Raw genomic sequence first — 18,178 nt, 5'->3', positions numbered from 1 at the left:
TACGGGACGACGGAGATGAGCGCCCCAACCCCGGCCCCCGGTGACGACAGGCCCCGCGAAGGTTATTACCCGGACCCGTCCATTCCTGGATATGTCCGGTACTGGAACGGTGCGTCCTGGGTACCGGGCACCAGCCGTCCCGCGCCCAAGGACGGCGAGACGCTCGCGCCGCCGCCCGGTGCCGCGGCTTCCGGCTCGGCCTCCGGCTCCGGCCCCGGCTCGGCCTCGGTCGAGGAGACCGGCCCGCACTTCTTCGACGAGGATCCGGCCGACGAGCCGTCCCCTGCCGATGCCCAGCACGGCAGCCGTCCCGAGCCCGCGTCCGCCTGGGGCGCCGACCGCTCCCGTCAGTCGGGCTTCGGCGGCGACCAGGACCGCCGTGTCGCGTGGGGCGCACCGCAGGGCGCGCAGGGTTCCGACCCGAGGGTGTCGCCCGCCGGCCGGCAGCCGGCCGACGAGTCCTCCTCGCAGGGGGAACCGCCGTCCGCCGCCGACCAGGAGGCGAACGCCGCGGCCGCCGGCAGCACGTTCGTCTTCCGGCGCCCGGCGGGGAAGGCCGGGGGAGGGGCCTCTGCCGATGCCCCCGACGACGGCACGATGACGTTCCGCGCGGTGTCCCCGCGTCCGGGCACGGCCGGGGGCCCGGGCGGCAACTCCGGGACTCCCGGGTTCGGTCCGTCGGGCTCGGGCGGTCCGGGCAGTGGCCCGGCGGCGTCCGGGTTCGGTGCGCAGGCCGGGCCGGATGGATCCGGTGGCGACTCGGCAGGCTCTGGTTTCGGCCCTCAGGGCGCGGCGGCGGGCTTCGGGTCCGCGGGCTCGGCCGGTCCGGCGGGGTCCGGCTTCGGCACGCCCGCCGGCCCGGCCGGCAGCCCGTCGGGACCCGCCTTCGGAGCGCAGCGCGGTGCGGCCGCCCCCGCCGACGCCTCGAACCGCCCCGGCTTCAGTGCCGGGAAGGCCGCCGCGGCCCGGGCATCCGCACAGGCCGACCCCGCCGTCCAGGCCTCCACGGCCGCCCCGACGGCGCTGTCCGGGCCCCAGTCGGCGCCCACCGTCCCTCCGCAGTCCGGCGGGCCCCAGCCCGGCTCCGCCACCCCCCTCAGCGCCGGCAGCGGCGGCGGTCAGTCCTCCTGGGCGCAGCAGGTGCACCGGCTCGCCGGAGCGGGCGGCGACGACGACCAGCCCGTCGCGCCCTGGAAGCCGCCGACCGAGGACATCTTCCAGGCGGCCGCCCGGCGCCAGGCGTCGGCCCGCCCCGCGGGACTCGGCAAGCGGCTGGCCGCCCGGCTGCTCGACACCCTCGTCCTCGCCGGCCTCACGGCCGGGGCCGCCGTACCGCTCGGCATCAAGGCGGTCGACCACGTCAACGAGAAGATCGAGGAGGCCAAGCTCTCCGGCGAGACCGTCACGGTCTGGCTGCTCGACGGCACCACGTCGGCGTACCTCGGCATCGTCCTGGCCGTCCTGCTGCTCGTCGGCGTCGTCTCGGAGGTGCTGCCCACCGCCAAGTGGGGCCGCACCCTCGGCAAGAAGCTGATGGGTCTCGAAGTGCGGGACATCGAGGGCCACGACGCCCCGGAATTCGGCGCGGCCCTGCGCCGCTGGCTGGTCTACAGCGTGCCCGGACTCCTCGTCGTCGGGATCGTCGGCATCGCCTGGTGCCTCTTCGACAAGCCGTGGCGCCAGTGCTGGCACGACAAGGCCGCGCACACGTTCGTGGCGGGCTGAGCGGCACCCGTACGTCCGGCACGGGAGGGCGGCGTACCGCTGCGGCACCATCCGTACCTCGGACGGCCGCCCGCCGGGTGCGGAGCCGTGGGGTTCGCGGTCGACTCGGGCCATGAGCAGTGAACCGCCCCCCGGCTCCGGTCAGCAGCCCCCGGAAGACGATCCGTTCAGGAAGCGGCCCCCGGGCGAGCAGCCCGGCGAGGGCGCGGGCTCGCCCTACGGCCATGAGCCCCCGCCGTACCCGGGCGGCGGGCCGGGCGGTGGCCAGGGCGGCGGCCTGGGCGGTGTTCCTCCCGGCGGCGGCCAAGGCGGCGGACCCTACGACGGCCCTCCCGGTGGTGGCCCCGGTGGCCCCTATGGCGGTTCCCCCTACGGCGGCGGCCCCACCGACCCCCTCGCCGGCATGCCCCCGCTCGCCGACAGCGGCAAGCGCACGCTCGCCCGCATCATCGACATGATCCTGGTGGGTGTCGTCGTCTGGCTGCTCACCTGGGGCTTCGACGTCAACGAGTACGACGTGGACAGCGACCGCATCGAGATCGGCAAGTCCTTCTGGCAGTCGGCCGTCGCCGCCGTCCTCTACATCGCCTACGACACCATTCTGACCGCGCGGACCGGCCAGACCCTCGGCAAGAAGCTGCTGCACATGCGGGTGGCCAACCTGGACAACGGCGCCACGCCCTCCGGGCAGAACGCGCTGATGCGCGCGGCGGTGCTGTGGATCCCGTTCGCCTTCTGCTGCGCCTGCGTCTGGACGGCGATCTCGGGCGGCTGGAGCTTCTTCGACCGGCCCTACAAGCAGGGCCTGCACGACAAGGCTGCCAAAACGGTCGTGGTCAGCACCGATTGAGGCACGGACGCCTCAACCGGAGGTAAGAAAGGGTCAGCGGGCGGTCAGGAGACCGCCCGCTCGCGCACCGGTTGCGGAGTCGGGGCCGGTGCGGGAACCGAGGCCCGTACGGGTTCCTCGGGCGCGGGCTGTTCCACCGCCGCCGGGCGCTTCCCGGACAGCGGCACCGTCATGGCGACCAGCAGCCCGAGGGCGAGCGCCGCGACGGCGGTGATCGCGATCCCCACGGCCGAACTCGTCTGTGACAGCAGCAGCATGGCGAGGGTCGAGAAGATCACGGTGCAGGAACCGTAGGCGAGCTGTGCGGCAGTCGGACGGGGCATGGCCATCATGTCCTCGAAAGTGGGGGTCCACGGGGGTGTCGGCCTGGCATTCCGCCAGCTTCCGGGCGTTCCGCCAATCGACTCTAATCGGCAGGGTGCCCGAGTGGAACGAACGGTAAGCGTGACCTAATCAACAGGGCCGGAGCACAGGGGGCGCACGGAGTCATGGCGTCCACGTAGTGGACATATGCGCGCGCCCACCGGACGGTGGCACGTGCCTGCGGGGCGGCGGACATCGCCGCCCGGGAACCGGCTTGGTTGTCCGTAAAACGAACTTCCACTCCGCATAGTGCACTTGACCTGTCCAAGTCAAGATCTGTCTTTTCTTCTAAACCTCTAGTCAAATGTCGTCACTTGACTACACGCGTTGATCACGCGCGCGCGGACCCCTTCACACCAGACCCCTTCCTCCGCGCGCACGAACGCGGGGGAGGAACTCAAGTGACCAGTAGACCCTGGACGTTCAGAGCGGCGGCCATCGGCGTTGCGCTCGCGGCGGCCACGGCCACCGTTTCCGCATACGGCGTGGCCCAGGCCGACGACACCTCCGCTCCCAGGTCCACCACCGTGGACCGGCACGACCCGGCGGATCGCCACCACGGCGAGCACGACCTCGAAGGCCCGCTGAGCAAGACCCAGGAGGCCCAGCGCCAGGAGGCCCTGAGGCAGGTCATATCCGGCAAGAACACGGTCAAGAACCGTGACGGCTCGAAGGTCGTCCAGCTCAAGAGCAAGAAGGGCGACAGCAAGTACGTCGAGCTCGGCCGCGAGAAGACCGACAAGATCTTCACCATCCTGGTCGAGTTCGGCGACAAGGTCAGCGAGTTCGGCGGCACGCCCGGCCCGCTGCACAACCAGATAGCCAAGCCGGACCGCAAGAAGGACAACTCCACGGCCTGGCGGGCGGACTACGACCGGGAGTACTTCCAGGACCTCTACTTCGGCACCGGCAAGAAGACCGAGTCGGTGAAGAAGTACTACGAGAAGCAGTCCTCCGGCCGTTACTCGGTCGAGGGCGAGGTCTCCGACTGGGTCAAGGTCCCCTACAACGAGGCCCGTTACGGCAACAACGCCTGCGGTGACAAGAACTGCCCGAGCGTGTGGAACGTCGTCAGCGACGGTCTGAACGCGTGGGTCTCCCAGCAGAAGGCGGCTGGGAAGACCGACGCCGAGATCAAGGCGGACGTCAAGCAGTACGACCAGTGGGACCGCTACGACTTCGACGGCGACGGCGACTTCAACGAGTCGGACGGCTACATCGACCACTTCCAGGTCGTCCACGCCGGTGAGGACGAGTCCGCGGGCGGCGGCGCGCAGGGCGAGGACGCGATCTGGGCCCACCGCTGGTACGCCTTCGGCACCGACGCCGGCGCCACCGGCCCCGCGGACAACAAGCTCGGCGGCGCGAAGATCGGCGACACCGGCATCTGGGTCGGCGACTACACCGTCCAGCCGGAGAACGGCGGACTCGGCGTCTACGCCCACGAGTACGGCCACGACCTCGGCCTGCCGGACCACTACGACACCACCGGTGACGGCGAGAACTCCACCGGCTTCTGGACCCTGATGTCCTCCGGCTCCTGGCTGGGCACCGGCAAGAACGAGATCGGTGACCTGCCCGGCGACATGACCGCCTGGGACAAGCTCCAGCTCGGCTGGCTCAAGTACGACACCGCGAAGGCCGCGACGAACTCGTGGCACAAGCTGGGTCTCGCCGAGTACAACACGAAGCACAAGCAGGCCCTCGTGGTCGAGCTGCCGAAGAAGAAGGTCACCACCGAGATCGTCGAGCCCGCCCAGGGCGCGAACCAGTGGTGGAGCGGCAGCGGCGACAACCTCAAGAACACGCTGGCCCGTTCGGTCGACCTCACCGGCAAGAAGTCGGCGTCCCTGACCCTCGACGGCTGGTACGACATCGAGGCCAACTACGACTACCTCTACACCGAGGTGTCGACCGACGGCGGCGCCAACTGGACCGCGCTCGAGGGCACGGTGGACGGCCAGCCGCTCCCGCGCGACGGCAGCGACAAGCCGGTCCTGACCGGCACGTCCGGCGCGCACAAGAAGCTGGCGTTCCCGCTGGACGCCTACGCGGGCAAGAAGATCGACCTGCGCTTCCGCTACCAGACCGACGGCGGCGTGGCCCAGAAGGGCTTCACGGCCGACCGCATCACGGTGACCGCCGACGGCGCCCCGGTCTTCTCCGACGACGCCGAGTCCGCGGACGCGGCCTGGAAGGCCAGCGGCTTCTCCCGCATGGGCGCGTCCTTCACCAAGGACTACGCGCAGTACTACATCGCGGAGAACCGCCAGTACGTGTCGTACGACAAGACCCTCAAGGTCGGCCCGTACAACTTCGGCTTCACCAAGACCCGTCCGGACTGGGTGGAGCACTACCCGTACCAGAACGGTCTGTTGATCTGGAAGTGGGACACCTCCCAGGCGGACAACAACACCAGCGTCCACCCGGGCACGGGTCTGCTGCTGCCGGTCGACTCGCACCCCAAGGCGATGAAGTGGACCGACGGCACGCTGATGCGCAACCGCATCCAGTCCTACGACTCGCCGTTCAGCCTGTACCGCACGGACGGCATCGAGCTGCACAACGCGGACGTCGCGACGCGCATCCCGTCGTCGAAGGGGGTGTCGGTCTTCAACGACCGGGTGAACACCTACTACGACGAGGCGAACAAGACCGGCGGCGTCAAGATCACTGACACCAACACCAAGATCAAGATCATCAAGGAGGCCAAGAACGGCTCGACGATCGAGCTCGAAGTAGGCCCCGCGGCGAAGTAAATAGCGTTTCCCCAGGTCAGAGCATGATCGGCGGTGACCCCCTGGCGGGTCACCGCCGATCCGTGTTTAGGTGCGTCCTGTGGTTCTCTTATTGACACCGACCGACACACCGACCGACACGGGGGTATGACCGCATGGCCGCAGGAGGTTTCTGCAAGCTGCCGAACGGCACCGTGGTGGTGGCGCTGAACCTGCCCAGCCCCGCTGCCGACGGCCCCGGCGCCGTCCGCGTCCTCGTCCACTCCGTGAACCGGGCCCGAGCCCTGACCAGGCTTCGCAACCTCGGCCTGCGGTCGGTCTACCTGCGCGGCAACGCTGCCCCACCGACCCCCGACGAGATCACGGCGGTCCTCCACCACCCCGACGGCCTGATATGGCGCACGGCCCCTGACAACGGTGTCGTGGGCCCGGACCTCGTCCTGGAACTGTGGCGTCCGATCAGAGCCCTCCTGAGGCGCCCTACGGCCCAGACGTAGCGACGCCGCGGGCCACCGCGACTGTGGCGGTGACCCGCGTCCGGGCCGCTTCTCTGGACCGGCCGCTGCCGGCGCTCTCGCCGGCCGCCCGGCGTCCGCGCTACTTCTTGCGTTGCTTGGCGCTCTCCTTGGCGGCGGCCACCGCGGCCGCCTTCTTCAGGTCGGCGACCGTCGTGGTGAACTTGCCCGGGCGGGTCCCGCCCGAGCTCTTGCGCACCTTCTCGGCCTCGGCGGCGGTCAGCGCCACGATGTTGGAAGAGGCCGGCTGGACGCTGCCCTTGCCGAGCACGAACACGCCCTGGTTGCCGCCGACGGGGATCCAGAACGTGGGCACCGAGGTGATGCCCGGGTGGTCCCCTGCGGCGAGCTGCGTCAGGTAGAGGGCGTACTGCTTGCCCACGCTGATCGGCGTGGTGCCCTCCATCGACACGGCGTCGGTGTCGATGTTGCCGACGACGATCTCGTCACCCTCGGTGACGCCGAAGCCGCGCTTCATCATTCCCGAGACCCGCACCTTCAGGAACACCATCGGCATGCACTGGGCGTCGCCCGGAGGGTCGCCCGCGATCCCGGACGGAGTCGCCGTGGGGTCGGGCACGGTGCTGGCCGACGGGTCAGGGTTGGTGTCGACGCTGTCCGCCGCCGTCGGGTCGATGGTCGGCTCGGTGGTGGGCTCGCCGCCTTCGTCGCACTCCTTGGTCTGCACGCTCAGCACGGCGCCGGTAATGGCGATGTCCGAGACGGTGGTGACCTCCTCGGCGCTGGCGTACTGGGCGTAGTCCGCCTCCACGTGGTCCTGGCCGGCGCCCTGGGACGACGACGACCCGGGGCCCGAGCAGGCGGTGAGGCAGGCGAGGGCCAGGCCGACGGCTGCGGCGGGCACGCGCATGGTCTTCTTCATGTTTTCCTCGCTCGCTGTCAGTACTTGGCCTTGACGCCCTGGACGTCGTCGTACCAGGGCCCGTCGCCGCCGCAGCCGAACTTCCCGGTGCCCTGGCGCATGACGGCCGGGCCGGGGTTGGAGCAGGTGAGGGAGACGTGGTTGAGACCGTAGGCGTGGCCCAGTTCGTGCTCGGCCACGATCTTCTTCTCGCGGGCGGACAGGCCCCCCATGGTGCGCGTGTTGAAGGAGATCTGGACCTCGTCGTAAAGCCAGTAGCCGGCGGTGCAGCCCTTCCACGTGGCGCGCGCCCAGTCGCTCCAGGCGTAGGACTTGTCGCGCACCTCGATCTGGGGGTCGCCGTTGCTCTTCTCGTACCGGAAGAAGCCCGGTGCGCTGGTGTCGTCCCAGCGGCCCTGGGCGCTGTTGAAGGCGTTGTAGTAGGTGCTGCTCACGTCGTAGTAGCGGTACGAGATCGGGTCGTTGCCGCCCACGCCCCAGAACGAGCCGCACAGGTGCGTGTACGCCTGCGCGGGAGCGGCCGTGGTGAAGTGCGCGGCGAGAAAACCGGTGCACAGCAGGAAGACCTGCAGCAGGCGTATGTGTGCCGATTGTCTGCGCTTGCCGCGCGTCCGTAGAGCTGTCGCCATCGATGTGACTCCTGAACAGTCCTCGAAGAAACCTATGTATTGCGGATGTGAATGCTCGAGGAACGGCGCCATTTCGGGCGCTCCTGTAGAAGCCGGATTTCTCGTACGGCTGACGATCTTCCCCCGTCCCCCTGGCTGCGCAGATAGTACACAGCTCCTTCACTTTATGGCCATGAATAATTCGGGAAGAAGTCACGGCGGTCCGGGTCGGAAGGTGATCCGGAATGCAAATAATCCACTTGTGAAGATGGGGCAATAAGGCTCCGCAAAAAGGGGCGAAAGCTCAGAACAATGCATGAAAAAAGCCGGGCAAAACACCCTGAGGTGCCTTGCCCGGCCGACCTGTGAGGTTTAGACGACGGGCTTGCCCGAAAGCTCGACCCCGGCCTCGCGCATCTCCTCGACAGCCCGCTCCGTGGTCTCCTCGGCCACCCCCGCGGTCAGGTCCAGCAGCACCTGCGTACGGAAGCCCTCCCGTACGGCGTCCAGCGCGGTGGCCTTCACGCAGTGGTCCGTGGCGATGCCGACCACGTCGACCTCGGTGACCTCGCGGGAGCGGAGCCAGTCGGCGAGTTTCGCGCCGTTCTCGTCCGTGCCCTCGAAGCCGCTGTACGCCGCCGCGTACGCGCCCTTGTCGAAGACGGCGTCGATGGAACCGGACGCGACGGCGGGGGCGAAGTTCGGATGGAAGCCGACGCCCTCCGTGCCGGCCACGCAGTGCGCGGGCCAGGAGCGGACGTAGTCGGGATGGGTGGAGAAGTGACCGCCGGGGGCGATGTGGTGATCGCGGGTGGCCACGACGTGCTGGTAGCCCGACCCGGCCGCCTGGCCGATCAGTTCGGTGACGGCGGCAGCCACATCGGCACCGCCGGCCACCGCGAGGCTGCCCCCCTCGCAGAAGTCGTTCTGCACGTCTACGACGATCAAGGCGCGGCGCATGGTCGGTGTCCTTCGGCTATGAGGTCGGCAAGCCCGGCCGGTGAACTTCCGAGCCTATTGACATGGAGGAGAAGACGGGAGGGGGCACGGCTCGGCGCATCGCGGCACACCGCAATTAGCTACCCGAGGCTCCGTGCGCGTACTCCGTCGGAATGACGGGCTCCCCGCGCGAGAGCTGCGTGGCCGACATCGGGAGCCCCGCTCGCGCCGCCGCGTGCCGGTCCCGCGCCGTGTCCAGCGGTTCCCGGGCGACGACCTCGCCGCCCTTGACCAGCTCCACGAGCAGCTGCCGGTCGGCCAGATCCGCCGGCACCGGCCCGGTGCCGATCACCTCGGCCTCGGCGACGCCGTAGGAGTCCAGCCGCCGCGCGGCCCACTTGCGCCCGCCCACGGACGTCTTGCCCCCGCTGGACTTCTTCGCCACCGGCACCAGCGGCGCGTCCGGGTCCGCCGACTCGGCCCGTGCGACCAGCTTGTAGACCATCGAGGACGTCGGGTGCCCGGACCCGGTCACCAGCTGCGTACCCACGCCGTACGCGTCCACGGGCGCCGCCGCCAGCGACGCGATCGCGTACTCGTCCAGGTCCGAGGTCACGATGATCTTCGTGTCGGTCGCCCCTAGCTCGTCGAGCTGCTGCCGCACCCGGTGCGCCACCAGCAGCAGGTCGCCGGAGTCGATCCGCACGGCCCCGAGCCCGGTCCCGGCGACCTCGACGGCCGTGCGGACCGCCTCGGCGACGTCGTACGTGTCCACCAGCAGCGTCGTGCCCCGCCCCAGCGTGTTCACCTGGGCCTGGAAGGCGTCCCGCTCGCTGTCGTGCAGCAGGGTGAAGGCGTGGGCGGAGGTGCCGACGGTGGGGATGCCGTAGCGGAACCCGGCGGCCAGGTCCGAGGTGGTCGCGAAACCGCCCACGTACGCGGCCCGGGACGCCGCCACCGCCGCCAGCTCGTGCGTGCGCCGGGCGCCCATCTCGATCAGCGGCCGGTCCCCGGCGGCCGACGACATGCGCGAGGCGGCCGCGGCGATCGCCGAGTCGTGGTTGAGGATCGACAGGATCACGGTCTCCAGCAGCACACACTCGGCGAAGGTGCCCTCGACCCGCATGATCGGCGAGCCCGGGAAGTACACCTCGCCCTCGGGGTAGCCCCAGACGTCCCCGCTGAAGCGGTAGCCGGCGAGCCACTCCAGGGTCTTGGCGTCGGCGATCTCGCGCTCGCGCAGGAAGTCGAGGACGCCCGCGTCGAAGCGGAAGTTCTCCACCGCGTCCAGCACCCGCCCGGTGCCCGCCACGACGCCGTAGCGGCGCCCGTTCGGCAGCCGCCGGGTGAAGACCTCGAACACGCTCCGCCGCTCGGCCGTGCCCGCCTCCAGGGCGCCCCGCAGCATCGTCAGCTCGTACTGGTCCGTGAAGAGCGCCGTCGAGGGAACATCCACCGGCAGCCCAAGGTCCGCTGTGTTCATGAGCGGGATCGTACCCCCATTTCGTCAGTTTGACGATTTACATCAAGACCCCCGGCTTCCAGGCCCATTTGTGCGAGTACCCCCCTCGGGTGGCAGCATGGGCTGTGTGACGTCACCCGCGCCCCTGGAGATCGAACGGACCGAGTCGGCGGAGGAGGTTTTCGCCGTACCGGAGCCCGACCTCCCCTGGGTCACCATCGTCCACAACGACCCGGTCAACCTCATGAGCTATGTGACGTACGTCTTCCAGACGTACTTCGGCTACTCCAAGGACAAGGCCACCAAGCTCATGCTCGATGTCCACCACAAGGGCCGGGCGGTCGTCTCCAGCGGCAGCCGCGAGGAGATGGAACGCGACGTGCAGGCCATGCACGGCTACGGCCTGTGGGCCACCCTCCAGCAGGACCGCAAGTAGCCAGCTCCCCGCCCAGCAGCGAAAAGGCGTTCATGCCCGGAACCTTCGAACCGCTTCCCGGCGGCGGCGCGGCCGTCGCCCTCGACGACGTCGAGATCTCCATCATCCGGTCGCTGGCCGTCCAGCTCCTGGAGCTCATCGGCCCCGGCCCCGCCGAGGACGCCTCCGACGACCCGCTCGCCGAGCTGTTCGCGGACGGCCCGAGCGAGCCGCCCGCCGACCCGGTGCTCAAGCGGCTCTTCCCGGACGCCTACAGCGATCCCGAGCAGCCCGCCTCGGCGCGGGACGCCGAGGAGCGGCGGGCCTACTCCGCCGAGTTCCGCCGCTACACCGAGAACGACCTGCGGGCCGGCAAGCGGGACAACGCCCTCGCGGTGATCCGCTCCCTGGACGCGCTCTCCTCGGTCTCCGCCTCGGCCGGCGAGGGCGGCGCGGTGCTGAAGCTGTCGGTGGAGGAGTCCCAGCGGTGGCTGTCGGCCCTGAACGACCTGCGGCTCGCGATCGGCTCGCGGCTGGAGATCACCGACGAGGAGGACACCGACCTCCTCTACCGCCTCCCGGACGAGGACCCGCGCAAGCCGATGGTGATGGCCTACCTGTGGCTGGGTGGACTCCAGGAGACGCTGGTCGGAACCCTTATGCCCTGATCCGTGCAGGTTCTGTGACCATCGGATGGCCGCTTCGTGTTCGCTCAGAGGACACTCAAATCCGGATAACGATCCCGTCACCGCACCCGCCTCCTATGGCCTCTTTCGGGTGCGCTTTGTCCGGTTTCCCTGTGCGGTGCGCCACATCCCGCCTCTGTGATCAGTATTGCGGCCGTGATAAATCTTCACGACCGCCCGGCCGACACCACCCGAATGTTCGGCCGGGTGCGCCACCGAGCCGGTAACCGCCGGCCAGGCACCGCTCCATTTATCCGGGGGGATCGAGACCCGATCCGAGGCCGACGAAGGTCCGGGTCGGCATGGAGAAAGGCGCACCACACATGACCTCTGCGCAGGTCGACACGGAAAACGTCCCTGAAGAGGGGTACGAGCGCGGACTCGGCAGTCGCCAGGTCCAGATGATCGCGATCGGCGGCGCCATCGGCGTCGGCCTGTTCATGGGTGCCGGAGCGAACATCGCCAAGGCCGGCCCCAGCATCATCCTCATGTACGCCCTCGCGGGCGTAGTCATCTTCTTCATCATGCGGGCGCTGGGCGAACTGCTCCTCTACCGGCCCGTCTCCGGCTCCTTCGCCGAGTACGCCCGCGAATTCCTCGGCCCGTTCTTCGGGTTCGTCACGGGCTGGACGTACTGGCTCATGTGGGTGGTCACCGGCATGGCCGAACTCACGGCCGCCGCGATCTACATCCACTTCTGGTTCCCGGAGATCCCGCAGTGGGTCAGCGCCCTGGTGTTCCTGGTGGTGCTCTTCGGCGTCAACCTGATCTCCGTCAAGATCTTCGGCGAGGTCGAGTTCTGGTTCTCGATGATCAAGGTCACGGCCATCATCGGCATGATCGTCATCGGTCTCGGCGTGCTCACCCTCGGCTTCTCCGACGCCGGTGACACCGCCACCGTCTCCAACCTCTGGTCGCACGACGGCTTCTTCCCGAACGGCATCGGCTCCAGCCTGATGACGCTCCAGGGCGTCATGTTCGCCTACCTCGCCGTCGAGCTCGTCGGCGTCACCGCGGGCGAGTCCGAGAACCCCGAGAAGACCCTGCCCAAGGCCATCAACACCCTGCCCTGGCGCATCATCGTCTTCTACGTCGGCGCGCTGCTGGTGATCCTCTCCGTGGTCAAGTGGACCGAGTTCTCCGCCGGCGAGAGCCCGTTCGTCCACGCCTTCGGTGAGATCGGCATCCCGCTCGCCGCGGGCATCGTCAACTTCGTGGTGCTCACCGCGGCCCTGTCGTCCTGCAACTCGGGCATGTACTCGACCGGCCGGATGCTGCGCGACCTGGCCTCCAACAGCGAGGCGCCGCAGGCGTTCGGCAAGCTCAACGCCCGCAAGACGCCCGCCGTCGGCATCACGGTCTCCGTGGCGCTCATGGGCATCGGCGTCGTCCTGAACTACGTCGTCCCGGAGAAGGCGTTCCTCTACGTCACCTCCGTCGCCACCGCGGCCGGCATCTGGACCTGGATGATGATCCTCGTCAGCCACATCCGCTACCGCGCCGCGGTCGACGCGGGCCGGCTGCGCGCCTCGTCCTTCCCCGCCCCCGGCGGCGCGCTCTTCAGCTGGGTCGCGCTCCTCTTCCTCATCGGCGTGACCTTCATGATCGCGTACGACAAGGACGCGCGGATCTGCCTGTACGTCGCGGCCGGCTGGGCCGTCGCCCTGGGTATCGGCTGGGCGGTCCTCAAGAGCCGCAACCCGCAGATCGCCGAGCGCCGCGACGCGGAGTTCGAGAAGGTCGGCTGAGTTCCAGAGAGACCGGCTGCGAACCAGCCAGGACGCCCAGCCGCAGGGAGTACTCGTGGCACCCCCTGCGGCTGCCGCTCAGGGCGTCCGGCATGTGGGCCGTTCCGTACCAGCCATCGGTACGGAACGGCCCTTCTGCTTATCCTGACGAACATGCTGACCATCACCCAGGCCCTCGTCGACCAGATCGTCGCCCACGCGCGCAAGGACCACCCCGACGAGGCGTGCGGCGTCGTGGCGGGTCCGGCGGGCTCGGACCGCCCCGAGCGCTTCATCCCGATGCTCAACGCGGCCATGTCGCCCACGTTCTACGAGTTCGACTCCGGCGACCTGCTCAAGCTGTACCGCGAGATGGACGACCGTGACGAGGAGCCGGTGGTGATCTACCACTCCCACACGGCGACCGAGGCCTACCCCTCCCGCACCGACATCTCGTACGCGAACGAGCCCGGCGCGCACTACGTCCTCGTCTCCACGGCCGACACCGACGGGGCCGGCGAGTTCCAGTTCCGCTCGTTCCGGATCGTCGAGGGCGAGGTCACGGAGGAGGAGGTCGAGATCGTCGAAGCGTACTGAGCGGGCCTGGACGAGGGGCTGAACAGGGCGGTCTCACCCTCCGGCCCGAAATCGTCCGCGATATGGGATCACATTCCAGAACCCGGACCGGGAATCGATACGATGAGCGCATGGTTTTCCACGACGTGAGCGACAAGACGCCGGGCACGCTGCTCGTGGCGCGGCTGCACGTCGACCTGTGCAGGCTCGCCAGCGCCATCTGTTGACGCGACCCCTGCCGCCGTACGGCCGTGAGCCGCGGCGCTGCACACACGCACCACCCCGCCGTTTCTGCGCTGCCGCGCGCCCGACTGACTACTCCCGACAGGAGCCCTGAGCCATGGCCATCGAGGTCCGCATCCCGACCATCCTCCGCCAGTACACCGACGGTCAGAAGGCGGTGGAGGGCAGCGGTGACACCCTCGCCGAGCTGTTCGCCGACCTCGAGTCGCGGCACGCCGGCATCCAGGCCCGCATCGTGGACGGCGACCAGCTGCGCCGCTTCGTCAACGTCTACCTGAACGACGAGGACGTGCGCTTCCTCGACGGCATCAACACCAAGCTGACGGACGGCGACAACGTCACGATCCTGCCGGCCGTGGCCGGCGGCATGGTCTGATCACCGATGCGATACGACTCACCCCTGGCCGCGGTCGGCAACACCCCCCTGGTGCGCCTGCCGCGGCTGTCGCCGTCCGCCGACGTCCGTATCTGGGCGAAGCTGGAGGACCGCAACCCGACCGGGTCGGTCAAGGACCGCCCGGCCCTGCACATGATCGAGCAGGCGGAGAAGGACGGCCGCCTGACCCCGGGCTGCACGATCCTCGAGCCCACGTCGGGCAACACCGGCATCTCCCTGGCCATGGCGGCGAAACTCAAGGGCTACCGCATCGTCTGCGTGATGCCGGAGAACACCTCGCAGGAACGGCGCGACCTGCTGGCCATGTGGGGCGCCGAGATCATCCCCTCCCCGGCCGCGGGCGGCTCCAACACCGCCGTGCGCGTGGCCAAGGAGCTCTCGGCCGAGCACCCGGACTGGGTGATGCTCTACCAGTACGGCAACCCGGACAACGCGGGCGCCCACTACGCGACGACGGGCCCCGAGATCCTCGCGGACCTGCCCTCCGTCACCCACTTCGTGGCGGGCCTCGGCACCACCGGCACGCTCATGGGTGTGGGCCGCTACCTGCGCGAGAACAAGCCGGACGTCCAGATCGTCGCGGCCGAACCGCGCTACGACGACCTGGTCTACGGCCTGCGCAACCTCGACGAGGGCTTCGTCCCCGAGCTGTACGACGCGTCGGTCCTCACCAGCCGCTTCTCGGTCGGCTCGGCGGACGCGGTGACCCGCACCCGCGAGCTGCTCCAGCAGGAGGGCATCTTCGCCGGCGTCTCCACGGGCGCCGCGCTGCACGCCGCGCTCGGCGTGGGCAAGAAGGCCGTCAAGGCCGGCGAGCCGGCCGACATCGTCTTCGTCGTCGCCGACGGCGGCTGGAAGTACCTGTCGACGGGCGTCTACACGGCGACCACGACGGAGGAGGCCATCGAGACGCTCCAGGGGCAACTCTGGGCGTAACCCGACGGCGGACCAGAGGAGAAGGGCCGGAGTGAGGACTCCGGCCCTTCTGCGTTTCCGGCCTTTCTGCATCTCCAGCCCGCAGTCCCGGCGACAGCCAGCCCGGCGCCTGGTCCGACTTGCTGAACCGCCCCTGGCAGCCGGGCGGGCCCGCCGGAAGCCGACCGCGGTCATCGCTGCCGCGCTGGTGCCGCACCCGCTGTTCCCATGGCCGTGACGAGGGTGCCGGCAGGCGGCCGGGCTCACGGCCCGGGCGTCGGCGCGAGGCGGCGCGCTCGTCGCGCCCGGCTGCTCGCGCTCGGCCGACCTGCCCGGGCCTCGGTCGTCGCGCCCGGTCACCCGTCCGGGTCCCGGCTTTGTGCCGGGCCGACCCGTCCGGGCCTCGGTCGTCGTGCCCGGCCACCGACCCGGATCCCGGTCCTCGCCGTCGGCAGTCGCACCCGGTCCCGCGGCAAGTGCCCGCGGGGACGCCGTACAAGGAGTGCCGGCTCTCAGCCGGCCAGGTACCGGACCTGGTCCCACAGTGCCGGGTCCACCACTCCGACCCGGCGGCGGAAGCCCCACACCGGGACCTCCCTCAGTTCGTCCGTCTCCAGGAAGCTCGCGCGGCCCTGGGTGTCGCCGACCGAGCCCGGGGGGAGGGGGATCACGCCGGTGCGCTCGTGCCGGAAGCGGGTGGTGATCTTCGCGACGGTCGCCCGTTCCCCGCGCACCGCCAGCACCAGGCAGGGCCGGTCCTTCGTGCGGGCCTCGTCCTCGTAGGGGACGTCCGCCCACCAGATCTCCGCCGGCTGCGGCAGGCCCGCCACCGTGGCCGTAGCAGCCGCCGTCCGGCCCCGCCGCGCCGACGACCGCCGACCCCAGCCGTCGACGAGCGTGGCGACGAGCGCGAGCAGTACCACCGCGGCGAGCGCCAGCCACCAGGACGTGTCCATACTGAGACGGTACCGGCGCCGTCCCTCCCACGCGCCCCCCTCACAAGGATCACGCCGCGCCCTGCCAGCCGAACCGGTGACACCACAGGTGAGTTCGCCCACAACTGCTTCGGGCACTTCTGTGAGCTGCGCGGATGTCGAGGAACGGCCGCTGACCTGCGGAAACGCCTCTCAGTGGTTCTCGCGGTTTCGCGGCGATTCCCGCACCGATGTGCCCTCGATGTGCCCTCGGCTGGATGCCCGGAGCGGGGCGCACACTGGAATCACAACCCCGAAGAAGCCGATCACGATGATCCTCCGCACCATCGCCCATCACCTCGGCCTGCCCGTCCGGCGCGACCCGCAGGAGGTCGCGAAGATCATCGAGGGACCCCGCCCCACGCTGGACGAGCTCCCTGACGGCAGGCGGGAGCGGCTTCCTGCTGAGTGGACCAAGGTCCTCAGTGAACGGCACTGGCATCGGCCCTATCTCCGGGAGTGAGCGCTGCGTCCTCTGAGCGAAGAAGTGATCACCATGGCCAGCGACGACGAAGAACTCGCGTTCGCGGAGGAGATCGATCCCAAGCTGGCGAAGATCCTGGCCGAGATACGCGATTACTGCGAGACCATGCCGCCCGAGGAGGCTCTCGATCTGATCGAGAAGTGCAGGATGGTGGTGTCCGTCTGCCGTGACATCGGACGGCTGGACGACGGCGCGGACGATCAGCCGGGGTCAGGCTCGTTAGAGCAGGGAGGGAGCGCCGAAGAACAGTGACAGTCGAACTCGGGCCAGTTGCCACGCTCGGGAACATCCGGGGCGATCTTGTTGCCTTCCCGGTCCAGGGGGCTCACAGTGCACGCTCCAAGTGCACCGCTCGCTGACGAACGGTCGCTTGCTTCGTCACGGCGGGCCCGAAGTTGTTGATCAGCCGACTGACAGGCTTCTGCGCCTCGTCACACGAGACCGCAGTGCTGCACTCAACTTCATAGAGCCCTATGAAGTTGCACCTTTGAGAGTGGCGGTACTAACGTGCTGCCGAGTTCAGACGAGGCGCGCGAGGCCGGGTCCCCCGCCGCCGGCGACACTGCTGTGCCTTCAAGGCATGCGGAGGGGTAGGGGTGGACGTCAACTACGAGGAGCTTCGCGAGTCGCTCACGGCAAGCAGGGGGCTGCGAACTGTCGCTATGGGTATCCTGCGCGACATTGAGGGCGCTGGCCGCCTGGGCATTCAGGTTCGCGAGGCCATCTCGCGCAGTCTGGAATCACATGGTATGGGCCACTTCCCCGGCGAACTGCCTTCCAGTCAACACGATCAGGTCCGCCTGTACCTCCTTGGCAGTCCGATCGCCGACGTCGTCAAGGCGGTGCTTAGTCCCACACCAAAGGGCGATGAGGCTCTGCGCAGCATCAATGACGCCGGAGCTCAAGAACAGCTCCGCCAGATCGGCGAGATCGTCGGTGGCTAGTTCAATCGCCCAGCCCCTTGCTCAGCCCGCGGAGTCGTCGCGCCTAGCGGGAGGAGGGCTGACGTGACCTTGCCGCAAACGCAACGGCTGGCTGACCTGTGCGAGATCATTTCCGGTCCGTCAGGGCAGCAGTTGGAGGGTCTGTCCACTGCCATCGATGGCGTTCCCGTAGTCTCGCCACCAGATCTCACCATCGAACACAGTGTTGATGCACGCAACATCAAGCGAGTCCCTCCAGGGATCGCAGCCAACCTTGTGCGTTTCCAGCTGCAGGAAGGTGACATGATCTACGTGCGGCAGGGAGCGCTGGGGCGCCGGGCCGTGGTCGGTCCGACCGAAGCCAACTGGCTGTTCGGTGCCGCGTGTCTGAGGATCAGGCCCCTGACAGGCGCGATCTTGCCCGAGTACCTCCTCCACTACCTTGGGCATCCGCTGATCCATGAGTGGATCACTTCGCAGGCGAATCGTGGGCAGGCTGTCGAGACCCTCACGTCCCGGACGCTGGCCACAACTATGGTCTTCTTGCCAGATCTCGAACGGCAGCGAGTAGTCGTCAGCGCGATGAACAACGCCGGCGCCCAGATCAGCGCACAGAGACAACTGATCGCCAAGTACGAAGCATTTCAGCTGGGTCTGCTGACAGACTTGCTTAGTGACGCATTCGACGGTCCATCTACGGGACTATAAGTCCCGTTGTTGTCAAGGCGATGCGCTATGACAAATGAGACGACGTA

The 18,178-nt window shown here is 69.0% G+C and carries 21 protein-coding genes; 15 read left to right on the top strand and 6 right to left on the bottom strand.

Annotation, left to right across the window (positions count from 1 at the left end; genetic code table 11):
- Positions 1–15: 15 nt before the first annotated feature.
- Together CP976_RS17025 and CP976_RS17020 are read left to right on the top strand one after the other, a co-directional pair.
- Positions 16–1,725, top strand: coding sequence for an RDD family protein (locus CP976_RS17025; RefSeq protein WP_150481147.1), 1,710 nt, complete (start codon positions 16–18; stop codon positions 1,723–1,725).
- A 112-nt stretch (positions 1,726–1,837) separates the two neighbouring features.
- Complete coding sequence (locus CP976_RS17020; RefSeq protein ID WP_150481146.1) at positions 1,838–2,575, top strand: RDD family protein; 738 nt, start codon at positions 1,838–1,840, stop codon at positions 2,573–2,575.
- 44 nt (positions 2,576–2,619) lie between these two features.
- Here the strand turns inward: CP976_RS17020 and CP976_RS17015 are convergent, their stop codons facing one another.
- Positions 2,620–2,904, bottom strand: coding sequence for a hypothetical protein (locus CP976_RS17015; RefSeq protein ID WP_150485374.1), 285 nt, complete (start codon positions 2,902–2,904; stop codon positions 2,620–2,622).
- Between the two features lie 435 nt (positions 2,905–3,339).
- On the opposite strand from CP976_RS17015, the gene CP976_RS17010 reads away from it, so the two are divergent.
- Entirely contained in the window at positions 3,340–5,697 is a 2,358-nt protein-coding gene (locus CP976_RS17010) for an immune inhibitor A domain-containing protein (protein ID WP_150481145.1), read from the top strand.
- A 134-nt stretch (positions 5,698–5,831) separates the two neighbouring features.
- Positions 5,832–6,173 (top strand): hypothetical protein, encoded by a 342-nt coding sequence (locus CP976_RS17005; RefSeq protein ID WP_150481144.1) that lies wholly within the window; start codon positions 5,832–5,834, stop codon positions 6,171–6,173.
- Positions 6,174–6,273: 100 nt separating this feature from the next.
- Here the strand turns inward: CP976_RS17005 and CP976_RS17000 are convergent, their stop codons facing one another.
- From CP976_RS17000 to CP976_RS16985, 4 genes are all read right to left on the bottom strand, one after another.
- Positions 6,274–7,074 carry a hypothetical protein gene (locus tag CP976_RS17000; protein WP_150481143.1) on the bottom strand — a complete coding sequence of 267 codons (801 nt, stop codon included), beginning with the start codon at positions 7,072–7,074 and terminating at the stop codon, positions 6,274–6,276.
- Positions 7,075–7,091: 17 nt separating this feature from the next.
- Positions 7,092–7,703, bottom strand: coding sequence for a zinc metalloprotease (locus CP976_RS16995; RefSeq protein WP_150481142.1), 612 nt, complete (start codon positions 7,701–7,703; stop codon positions 7,092–7,094).
- Between the two features lie 351 nt (positions 7,704–8,054).
- Positions 8,055–8,642: an isochorismatase family protein gene (locus CP976_RS16990; protein ID WP_150481141.1), complete on the bottom strand. Its 588-nt coding sequence runs from the start codon at positions 8,640–8,642 to the stop codon at positions 8,055–8,057.
- 115 nt (positions 8,643–8,757) lie between these two features.
- A complete protein-coding gene (locus CP976_RS16985; RefSeq protein ID WP_150481140.1) occupies positions 8,758–10,104 on the bottom strand; it encodes a nicotinate phosphoribosyltransferase in 1,347 nt (448 codons plus the stop codon).
- 97 nt (positions 10,105–10,201) lie between these two features.
- On the opposite strand from CP976_RS16985, the gene clpS reads away from it, so the two are divergent.
- The 7 genes from clpS (at position 10,202) to CP976_RS16950 (ending at position 15,063) form a co-directional block, all read left to right on the top strand.
- Positions 10,202–10,519, top strand: a complete 318-nt coding sequence (gene clpS / locus CP976_RS16980; RefSeq protein ID WP_086844182.1) for an ATP-dependent Clp protease adapter ClpS — start codon at positions 10,202–10,204, stop codon at positions 10,517–10,519.
- Between the two features lie 32 nt (positions 10,520–10,551).
- Positions 10,552–11,166, top strand: coding sequence for a DUF2017 domain-containing protein (locus CP976_RS16975; RefSeq protein WP_150481139.1), 615 nt, complete (start codon positions 10,552–10,554; stop codon positions 11,164–11,166).
- Positions 11,167–11,507: 341 nt separating this feature from the next.
- Positions 11,508–12,932: an amino acid permease gene (locus CP976_RS16970; RefSeq protein ID WP_150481138.1), complete on the top strand. Its 1,425-nt coding sequence runs from the start codon at positions 11,508–11,510 to the stop codon at positions 12,930–12,932.
- Positions 12,933–13,085: 153 nt separating this feature from the next.
- Complete coding sequence (locus CP976_RS16965; RefSeq protein WP_086844176.1) at positions 13,086–13,508, top strand: M67 family metallopeptidase; 423 nt, start codon at positions 13,086–13,088, stop codon at positions 13,506–13,508.
- A gap of 110 nt (positions 13,509–13,618) precedes the next feature.
- On the top strand, positions 13,619–13,714 hold the full coding sequence (locus tag CP976_RS44495) for a putative leader peptide (RefSeq protein WP_317926516.1): 96 nt from the start codon (positions 13,619–13,621) through the stop codon (positions 13,712–13,714).
- Positions 13,715–13,827: 113 nt separating this feature from the next.
- Entirely contained in the window at positions 13,828–14,106 is a 279-nt protein-coding gene (locus CP976_RS16955) for a MoaD/ThiS family protein (protein ID WP_150481136.1), read from the top strand.
- Between the two features lie 6 nt (positions 14,107–14,112).
- Positions 14,113–15,063 (top strand): PLP-dependent cysteine synthase family protein, encoded by a 951-nt coding sequence (locus CP976_RS16950; RefSeq protein WP_150481135.1) that lies wholly within the window; start codon positions 14,113–14,115, stop codon positions 15,061–15,063.
- Between the two features lie 491 nt (positions 15,064–15,554).
- Here CP976_RS16950 and CP976_RS16945 read toward each other — a convergent pair whose 3' ends face one another.
- Complete coding sequence (locus CP976_RS16945; protein WP_150481134.1) at positions 15,555–15,998, bottom strand: type II toxin-antitoxin system PemK/MazF family toxin; 444 nt, start codon at positions 15,996–15,998, stop codon at positions 15,555–15,557.
- A 289-nt stretch (positions 15,999–16,287) separates the two neighbouring features.
- Between CP976_RS16945 and CP976_RS16940 the strand changes: the two genes are divergently transcribed.
- The 4 genes from CP976_RS16940 to CP976_RS16925 all read left to right on the top strand — a co-directional run bounded on the left by CP976_RS16940 (position 16,288) and on the right by CP976_RS16925 (position 18,131).
- Positions 16,288–16,479, top strand: a complete 192-nt coding sequence (locus CP976_RS16940; protein WP_150481133.1) for a hypothetical protein — start codon at positions 16,288–16,290, stop codon at positions 16,477–16,479.
- 33 nt (positions 16,480–16,512) lie between these two features.
- On the top strand, positions 16,513–16,752 hold the full coding sequence (locus tag CP976_RS16935) for a hypothetical protein (RefSeq protein ID WP_150481132.1): 240 nt from the start codon (positions 16,513–16,515) through the stop codon (positions 16,750–16,752).
- Between the two features lie 344 nt (positions 16,753–17,096).
- Positions 17,097–17,444, top strand: a complete 348-nt coding sequence (locus tag CP976_RS16930; RefSeq protein WP_150481131.1) for a hypothetical protein — start codon at positions 17,097–17,099, stop codon at positions 17,442–17,444.
- Between the two features lie 63 nt (positions 17,445–17,507).
- Positions 17,508–18,131 carry a restriction endonuclease subunit S domain-containing protein gene (locus CP976_RS16925; protein ID WP_150481130.1) on the top strand — a complete coding sequence of 208 codons (624 nt, stop codon included), beginning with the start codon at positions 17,508–17,510 and terminating at the stop codon, positions 18,129–18,131.
- Positions 18,132–18,178 lie beyond the last annotated feature (47 nt).

The organism is Streptomyces coeruleorubidus, assembly GCF_008705135.1.
Taxonomy (GTDB): domain Bacteria; phylum Actinomycetota; class Actinomycetes; order Streptomycetales; family Streptomycetaceae; genus Streptomyces; species Streptomyces coeruleofuscus.
The sequence above is the reverse complement of the archived record's forward strand: the minus strand, read 5'-3'. Positions and strand labels throughout refer to the sequence as shown.

Bases quoted from the DNA above. Each gene is read 5' to 3' on its own strand.
- CP976_RS17025 (WP_150481147.1), top strand. From the start codon at position 16: ATGAGCGCCCCAACCCCGGCCCCCGGTGACGACAGGCCCCGCGAAGGT.
- CP976_RS17020 (WP_150481146.1), top strand. From the start codon at position 1,838: ATGAGCAGTGAACCGCCCCCCGGCTCCGGTCAGCAGCCCCCGGAAGAC.
- CP976_RS17015 (WP_150485374.1), bottom strand. From the start codon at position 2,904: ATGGCCATGCCCCGTCCGACTGCCGCACAGCTCGCCTACGGTTCCTGC.
- CP976_RS17005 (WP_150481144.1), top strand. From the start codon at position 5,832: ATGGCCGCAGGAGGTTTCTGCAAGCTGCCGAACGGCACCGTGGTGGTG.
- CP976_RS17000 (WP_150481143.1), bottom strand. From the start codon at position 7,074: ATGAAGAAGACCATGCGCGTGCCCGCCGCAGCCGTCGGCCTGGCCCTC.
- CP976_RS16995 (WP_150481142.1), bottom strand. From the start codon at position 7,703: ATGGCGACAGCTCTACGGACGCGCGGCAAGCGCAGACAATCGGCACAC.
- CP976_RS16990 (WP_150481141.1), bottom strand. From the start codon at position 8,642: ATGCGCCGCGCCTTGATCGTCGTAGACGTGCAGAACGACTTCTGCGAG.
- CP976_RS16985 (WP_150481140.1), bottom strand. From the start codon at position 10,104: ATGAACACAGCGGACCTTGGGCTGCCGGTGGATGTTCCCTCGACGGCG.
- clpS (WP_086844182.1), top strand. From the start codon at position 10,202: ATGGGCTGTGTGACGTCACCCGCGCCCCTGGAGATCGAACGGACCGAG.
- CP976_RS16975 (WP_150481139.1), top strand. From the start codon at position 10,552: ATGCCCGGAACCTTCGAACCGCTTCCCGGCGGCGGCGCGGCCGTCGCC.
- CP976_RS16970 (WP_150481138.1), top strand. From the start codon at position 11,508: ATGACCTCTGCGCAGGTCGACACGGAAAACGTCCCTGAAGAGGGGTAC.
- CP976_RS16965 (WP_086844176.1), top strand. From the start codon at position 13,086: ATGCTGACCATCACCCAGGCCCTCGTCGACCAGATCGTCGCCCACGCG.
- CP976_RS44495 (WP_317926516.1), top strand. From the start codon at position 13,619: ATGGTTTTCCACGACGTGAGCGACAAGACGCCGGGCACGCTGCTCGTG.
- CP976_RS16955 (WP_150481136.1), top strand. From the start codon at position 13,828: ATGGCCATCGAGGTCCGCATCCCGACCATCCTCCGCCAGTACACCGAC.
- CP976_RS16950 (WP_150481135.1), top strand. From the start codon at position 14,113: ATGCGATACGACTCACCCCTGGCCGCGGTCGGCAACACCCCCCTGGTG.
- CP976_RS16945 (WP_150481134.1), bottom strand. From the start codon at position 15,998: ATGGACACGTCCTGGTGGCTGGCGCTCGCCGCGGTGGTACTGCTCGCG.
- CP976_RS16940 (WP_150481133.1), top strand. From the start codon at position 16,288: ATGATCCTCCGCACCATCGCCCATCACCTCGGCCTGCCCGTCCGGCGC.
- CP976_RS16935 (WP_150481132.1), top strand. From the start codon at position 16,513: ATGGCCAGCGACGACGAAGAACTCGCGTTCGCGGAGGAGATCGATCCC.